The sequence below is a fragment of the Acinetobacter sp. YH12136 genome (assembly GCF_013418545.1).
GTDB lineage: Bacteria > Pseudomonadota > Gammaproteobacteria > Pseudomonadales > Moraxellaceae > Acinetobacter > Acinetobacter towneri.
This window is the reverse complement of the sequence record NZ_VPBV01000032.1, coordinates 24,520-30,519: the sequence shown is the minus strand read 5'-3', so window position 1 is coordinate 30,519 and position 6,000 is coordinate 24,520. Positions and strand designations below refer to the sequence as shown.

The window sequence follows — 6,000 nt, the reverse complement described above, 5'->3', positions numbered from 1 at the left end:
TGGCTTTATCAACCAACTTGTGAGTTGCTGTAAATATTAATGTTTTGAGCTTTGCTTTTTGAGTATCTTGTCGCTTATCTAGTTTTTTTCGACCTAGATTATTTAACTCAATTTTCTGTTTCTTGTGTGGTTTAGCTTTAGCAATCGCTCTGAGCTTGTTTCTGTGCTTGTACTTTTGATTTAAATAATCTGATTCACTTGAGATCAGCTTGCCTAGACCACTCCCATATACATCGCCATCAGAGTCCACAAAAGCTTCTGAGTACCCTTTATCAACACCTACTGTTTCCTGACCACAATCTTGTGTTTCAACTGCATCATAGGTTGAATGAACTTCAATATTGCCATTTTTTAGAATAATTCTTAATGTGCCTTGCGGTGCAAAATCAACAGTCGTATTTAATGGGATTTTAATGGTTTGTCGAGGGATTAGGCTTGGTACTTTAAGCCAACATTGACCATTTAACTCAAAGGTTTTACACATATCCGCACGAACAATAATTTGATTATGTGTGTGATTAACACCATGCCTAAAGTGATTACGCATTTGACGATGGAGGAAATTATCAGTCATCCATTCATCTTTTTTAAGCAAGGTGTATAGTCTTTTTTGTTCATTATTACAGGAGGTGCGTTTTCGGATCGCCTGCTTTACTTTGTCTTTTGATGCTTCTCGATAGGCTTTAATATCACCTATGCAATCACGTAGCGTTTCTTTCCACGCATTTGCAGAAACACCAAAGTCACGACTTTCTTTCATCCACGCATCACGAATAGCTCTGTCACTGATATTCAAACCTGAAATAGCACCATATTTAGCCCACACCTCGCTACGAATACGACCAAGTAAAACAGCTTGTTTCTCAAGCTGTTTGTACTTTTGCACATTCAAGTTTTTACAATGGTGGATGCGTGTTAGTTTCAAAAGTTATTCCTTGATGTTCACTAATTCTTTAACTTTTTCTTTGTATTTTCTTAATCCGTAAAGTCGAGAGGAAAAACAATGAATAATCGCTAACAAGTCTTGTGTTACTTCTTCCGTTGGGGAAAGAGATTCTTGATTCATAATAATAACTTTACAACCATGTCTTTCAGCAAAAGATTCAAACCACTCAAAACCAAAACGCACCAAACGGTCTTTGTGAGCGATGACAAGCATTGAAACTTTACCCATTTCAATATCAAGAAAAAGCTGATTGAATTTCTTTCTTTTATAATTCAAACCACTTCCAACCTCTGACACCCAATCATCAACAGCATAGCCATTTACAGTACAAAAAGTTTCTAAAGCTGACACCTGATTAGCTAAATCGGGCTTTTGAGCAACACTAGATACCCTTGAATAAACAATTACTGATGATTTAGCTTCCGTTGCTTTTATACCGATATATTCAAGGTATTGATCGTGCGTGTAGTATCTGCGATTTTTAGGATTTCGACATGCAACCAAAATACCTTCGGCATCCCATCTTTGTAGAGTTTTAACCGACTTCCCAATCATTTCACCGAATTTAGCAGGAGAATACATTAATCAATCTCCGCTAACTTCTTGAAATCCTCAAGTGTATAGTCTTTAAATATGGATTCATCACAATATATGGCTAGATCATTGTCTTCATCCCATCCACAGATAGGGCATGTATAAGGGGATGATGCGACTCCTAGCTGATTATATTTTAATAAAATATCGTCACAAACCTCATAAAGTTCTGAATCCTCATGATGATCAACAACTTCAAGGAAAATTAGTTCACTAATATTTTCTGCAAATTTTTTGTATTTTTCAGGCACTTCTAGTTGATATGGCTCTACTAAATCATCTAGTTTTTTAGCGCAAGCATCACCAAAAATCTCTAATAATTTTTCCTCATATTCTTGACAGCGCATACCTTGTCCTGAAACGTGAGTACATTCAGAAAAGCCTGTATTTGCATTAATAAAATCAGCATAGGTGGGGCATTTATCGGAGAGTGATTGATTTGTTTTTTCAGGGTACGAAGAACAATCATAGCCTAAATCTACAATATCGGTTTCATAGAAATCATTCTTTGACCACTCACCATAGACCCATGATGCAAATTCCTTAATAAACCCATCTTTATTTTCAGGGGATACAAAATAAGCAAGGTCTTGCTCTACTTTCTTTAAGCTTTCAGTCAAGTATTTCATTGCAAGTTTTTTTAAAATTTAATACCTAAATTGTATATGTTTGACTATATGTGTCAATATAATTATTTTCTATAAATCACTCCTTAAACACAGGACATCTTGACTCTGATGTTCACTATAGGCATGTGAGATTGACTAGATCTTGACCAAAAAAATCAATATCATTGACAAATGACGACAAAAATAAACCGATAACACATGCAACAATTCAAAGAATATACGGGCTCGGTCTATGGTGGCTTAGGGCATTTATTGATGTGCTATTACCAAGCAAAAAAGCTGCCCATTCCAGAAAAATTACATCAGATTCAAAATCTGGAACGTTTTGATTATGCCCTCTGGCGTGACTTGCTCAGCACTTTGGAGCAACAATTACCACAACCTGCTTTGGGTTTGGAAATTGCCAAATACGTGCAGCCCAAACATTTAGGCATCATTGCGTATTTAGCCTTGTCCTGTGATCATCTGGGTGAAGCATTACAGCGTTACCACGATTTTCATCGCTTGATTTACGATGGTGGCCCGTTGCAAGTCGAAGCACAAAACGATTATTTATCCATTCGTTGGTCAGAATTGCCCGTGCACATGACCACACAATTAACCGATGAAATTGCCATTGCTTTAATGATGGAATTTTTGAAGCACTTTATGCAGTTTGAAGATATTTGCCTGCACGAAGTACATTTTCATCATCCTGCACCCAAAAATATTGCACTGTATGAGCAGTATTTTCATTGCAAAGTGCGTTTTTCTCAGCCAATTACCCAAGTGTTGCTGCCTGTTTCCGAACTGGCAAAACCCTTTCATCAGGGCGATCAGACCTTACAGCATTTATTGTTGCAACAGGCACAAGCCTTATTGGAAAAGCTACCGAATAGCACCCAAACCGATCAGCGTTTACAGCAAGCCATTTTGACGGGGCTGCAAAAAAATATGTATCAAATTGAACATATTGCTCAGCAATTACATATTTCTGTACGTCAGTTGCAACGTCATTTGCAACAGCAAGGCACGACCTACCAAAAACGCATGCAGGAAGTACGCTGTTTATTGGCAGAACAATATTTACAAGAACCACATTTAAGTCTGCAAGAAATTGCGCTATTGCTGGGTTATTCAGAACAAAGTGCCTTTCAGCGTGCGTTTAAACAATGGACGCAGCACACACCACAACAATGGCGGATGCAACGTGCTTCATGATTGCTTCTTTTTACTTTAATTTATGTTAAATTCATCACAATATCGATCTAAAATGCGATAAATTTAATTGAAGTTTGATCAATTAACTCAAAAAATAAGCACTGGAGAATCAAATTGAATAAGTATTTCGCAGAACTGGCTGGCACATTCTAGCTGGTATTTGGTGGTTGTGGTAGTGCGGTATTGGCTGCAGCTTTTCCTGAATTGGGCATTGGTTTTGTGGGGGTATCCCTCGCGTTCGGTCTGACCGTATTAACCGCGGCCTATGCACTTGGGCACATTTCAGGTGGTCAATTTAACCCTGCAGTCAGTATTGGTTTGTGGGCAGGTGGACGTTTTGAAGCCAAAGAACTCGCACCGTATATTATTTCACAAATTATTGGTGCGACTCTGGCCGCACTGGTGTTGTATCTGATTGTACAGGGTCAGGCAGGTTTTGCAGGCACAGGCGGTTTCGCGACCAACGGTTATGGTGATTTATCTCCAGGAAAATATGCCCTCAGTTCAGTATTATTGATTGAAGTGGTACTCACTGCTGGCTTTTTGATGGTGATTATGGGTGCAACCGCCAAACGTGCACCTGCAGGTTTTGCTCCAATTGCAATTGGTTTGGCACTGACCTTAATCCATCTGATCAGTATTCCTGTAACCAATACTTCCGTGAACCCTGCACGTAGTACAGGTGTGGCGTTCTTTGCTGAAACTGCAGCACTCAGCCAGCTTTGGGCTTTCTGGGTTGCACCGATTGTAGGTGCGGTGATTGGTGCGGTGCTGTATCGCGCTATGGCAAAAGCTGAAGACTGATCTTCAAAACTTTAAATCCACAGCTTTTCAAGATGTCTGGGATTTATCTAAAAACACACAAAACAACAAAGCCCGTTCAAGCGTTTGAGCGGGCTTTTTAATGGCTTAGATGAGCAGATTAAAGTAGATTTAATATCTTGAGATGGCATCCATTATAAAAATGGATTTTCAATTTCACCCGCTTCGGGACGATCTAACTTTTCAGGCAGATTCGGAGTCTGCTCCAAAGTTGCAACAACTTCATTCAAAAAAGCCTGTAGTGCTTTGGCTGCCTGTAAACCCGCCTGATCTTTGCTGATTTGCAAATTGCCATACACATTGATGCAATCTAAATCATTTTCTAAGGTTAAGTCATGAATCGCATGTGATTCAGTCCCATTTTGAAACGGTTTAAACATTGAATTCACCTTAGCATGAAGGATGCAATATCCATCATCTTAACCCAGTTTAAGATTTCAACAACTGTAAAATATATTGCAATAAAGCTTCAATCAATTGCTTCACAATTGCATCTTGGGTATCTGCATCAATGCTAGCACCCGATGCAGGACTACTGCCTGAGCGTTTAAATTCGGTTTGCAAGGCTTGTAATTGCTCAGCAGATACATCTTCTGCGCACTGGCTTTCTGCATCCCAATGTGAGTAGGCAATCGGTGTATTGGCTTTTACAGCATTTGCAGTCAAAGGCAATTTATAGGTATTGCGCTTTTGTTCTTCACTTAATTGTGGGAATAAATTAATGCCCAACTGTTCTTCTAAATAGCAGACACTCACCACTTGCACCTGTAACGAGTCGTTATTGGGCGCGTAATAAGCCCCTATCGCGCCTGTTTTGGGCATATACACAGCTTTATACACCGCAGTCGGCACAATAACGCCCTGCCCAATGGTTTTTAGACGCTTGGCATTAAAACTTGGCCCCGTAATCACATACACATCTTGCTTTTGCTTAGTCACCACCGCTCGGGTGGCTTCTTCAAGTTCACGCCAGACCTGCTGATTATTTTTAGGGGCTTGCGGCACCATATTTGCCAAAGAAAAACTGTCAAACTGGGCTGCCAAGTTGGTCATGTCGGCATTCGGTGCCATGTGTCCACGGTCATAACCCGAACCACGATAATCCAGCAAAGTCGCACGATGCTCGGCTTTGACGCGCGGTTCTTCGTGAAAGTTATCTTCACGTGGAATCCGCTGACTCAAACGCGCTGGTGTTAAGGCTTCTGCCACCCATAACGGGGTTTTGGATACCCCTGAATACATCACATTAAAGTCATTAAAACACAGCGGATAGCTGTCTTTTTGCAGGCTATTTTTCAGTAAATAGGGCGGCGTTTCTCGATAGAACTGGGTTAGGCAAGCACTATTTCCTGAACTCGGCACCAGTGAAGTCCACTGGCTAATTTTTTCTTGACCAAAAGCAATCACAAAACTCCCTGTTGCCACTACACCGAGTAGCACTTTCAAGCTGTTTTGATTGAAAATTTGAGTCCAAATGTTGTTGGAATTGCGCCGTTTTCTTGCCATAACCGTTACTGTGACTTCGCTCTAAATCCGCAGAGTTTGCCCGAGCTTAACAATCCACTCACAGCTTGTATATGAAGCACCTCTTGTTCGTCTAACAATTAAACAAAACCCGCGCCATAACACCACAAAAGCCATACACAGCCTGAGTTTTAAGCACTTTTGACATCAGTCTAGATCAAGTTTGATAGATTTGATTGCATCCGTTTTAGCGAATCTGCCAAGCTAAATACACCTTAAAGACATCGCTCAGCGACACCCAAGCGCATTGCGCTGCTCTAGCTGGATGTCATTGACGATTTAAAT

General features: G+C 40.2%; 7 protein-coding genes. 2 read left to right on the top strand and 5 right to left on the bottom strand.

Annotated features, from left to right (window positions below):
* The 3 genes from FTU71_RS12740 to FTU71_RS12730 form a co-directional block, all read right to left on the bottom strand.
* The coding region (locus FTU71_RS12740) for a transposase (protein ID WP_180112052.1) at positions 1 to 925 on the bottom strand (925 nt) is incomplete at its 3' end.
* Positions 926 to 928: 3 nt separating this feature from the next.
* Positions 929 to 1,528, bottom strand: a complete 600-nt coding sequence (locus FTU71_RS12735; RefSeq protein ID WP_016659757.1) for an IS607 family transposase — start codon at positions 1,526 to 1,528, stop codon at positions 929 to 931.
* Positions 1,528 to 2,169 carry a hypothetical protein gene (locus FTU71_RS12730; RefSeq protein WP_096902615.1) on the bottom strand — a complete coding sequence of 214 codons (642 nt, stop codon included), beginning with the start codon at positions 2,167 to 2,169 and terminating at the stop codon, positions 1,528 to 1,530. Before FTU71_RS12730 ends, FTU71_RS12735 begins: the two co-directional genes overlap by 1 nt.
* A gap of 198 nt (positions 2,170 to 2,367) precedes the next feature.
* Between FTU71_RS12730 and FTU71_RS12725 the strand changes: the two genes are divergently transcribed.
* Together FTU71_RS12725 and aqpZ are read left to right on the top strand one after the other, a co-directional pair.
* Positions 2,368 to 3,369: an AraC family transcriptional regulator gene (locus FTU71_RS12725; protein ID WP_180051433.1), complete on the top strand. Its 1,002-nt coding sequence runs from the start codon at positions 2,368 to 2,370 to the stop codon at positions 3,367 to 3,369.
* A gap of 153 nt (positions 3,370 to 3,522) precedes the next feature.
* Positions 3,523 to 4,173 (top strand): aquaporin Z, encoded by a 651-nt coding sequence (aqpZ, locus tag FTU71_RS12720; protein ID WP_180064729.1) that lies wholly within the window; start codon positions 3,523 to 3,525, stop codon positions 4,171 to 4,173.
* A gap of 152 nt (positions 4,174 to 4,325) precedes the next feature.
* On the opposite strand, the gene FTU71_RS12715 is transcribed toward aqpZ, so the two are convergent.
* Both FTU71_RS12715 and FTU71_RS12710 read right to left on the bottom strand, forming a co-directional pair.
* Positions 4,326 to 4,571, bottom strand: coding sequence for a hypothetical protein (locus tag FTU71_RS12715; protein ID WP_004974374.1), 246 nt, complete (start codon positions 4,569 to 4,571; stop codon positions 4,326 to 4,328).
* A gap of 49 nt (positions 4,572 to 4,620) precedes the next feature.
* On the bottom strand, positions 4,621 to 5,697 hold the full coding sequence (locus FTU71_RS12710; protein WP_004974371.1) for a DNA/RNA non-specific endonuclease: 1,077 nt from the start codon (positions 5,695 to 5,697) through the stop codon (positions 4,621 to 4,623).
* Positions 5,698 to 6,000: the final 303 nt, after the last annotated feature.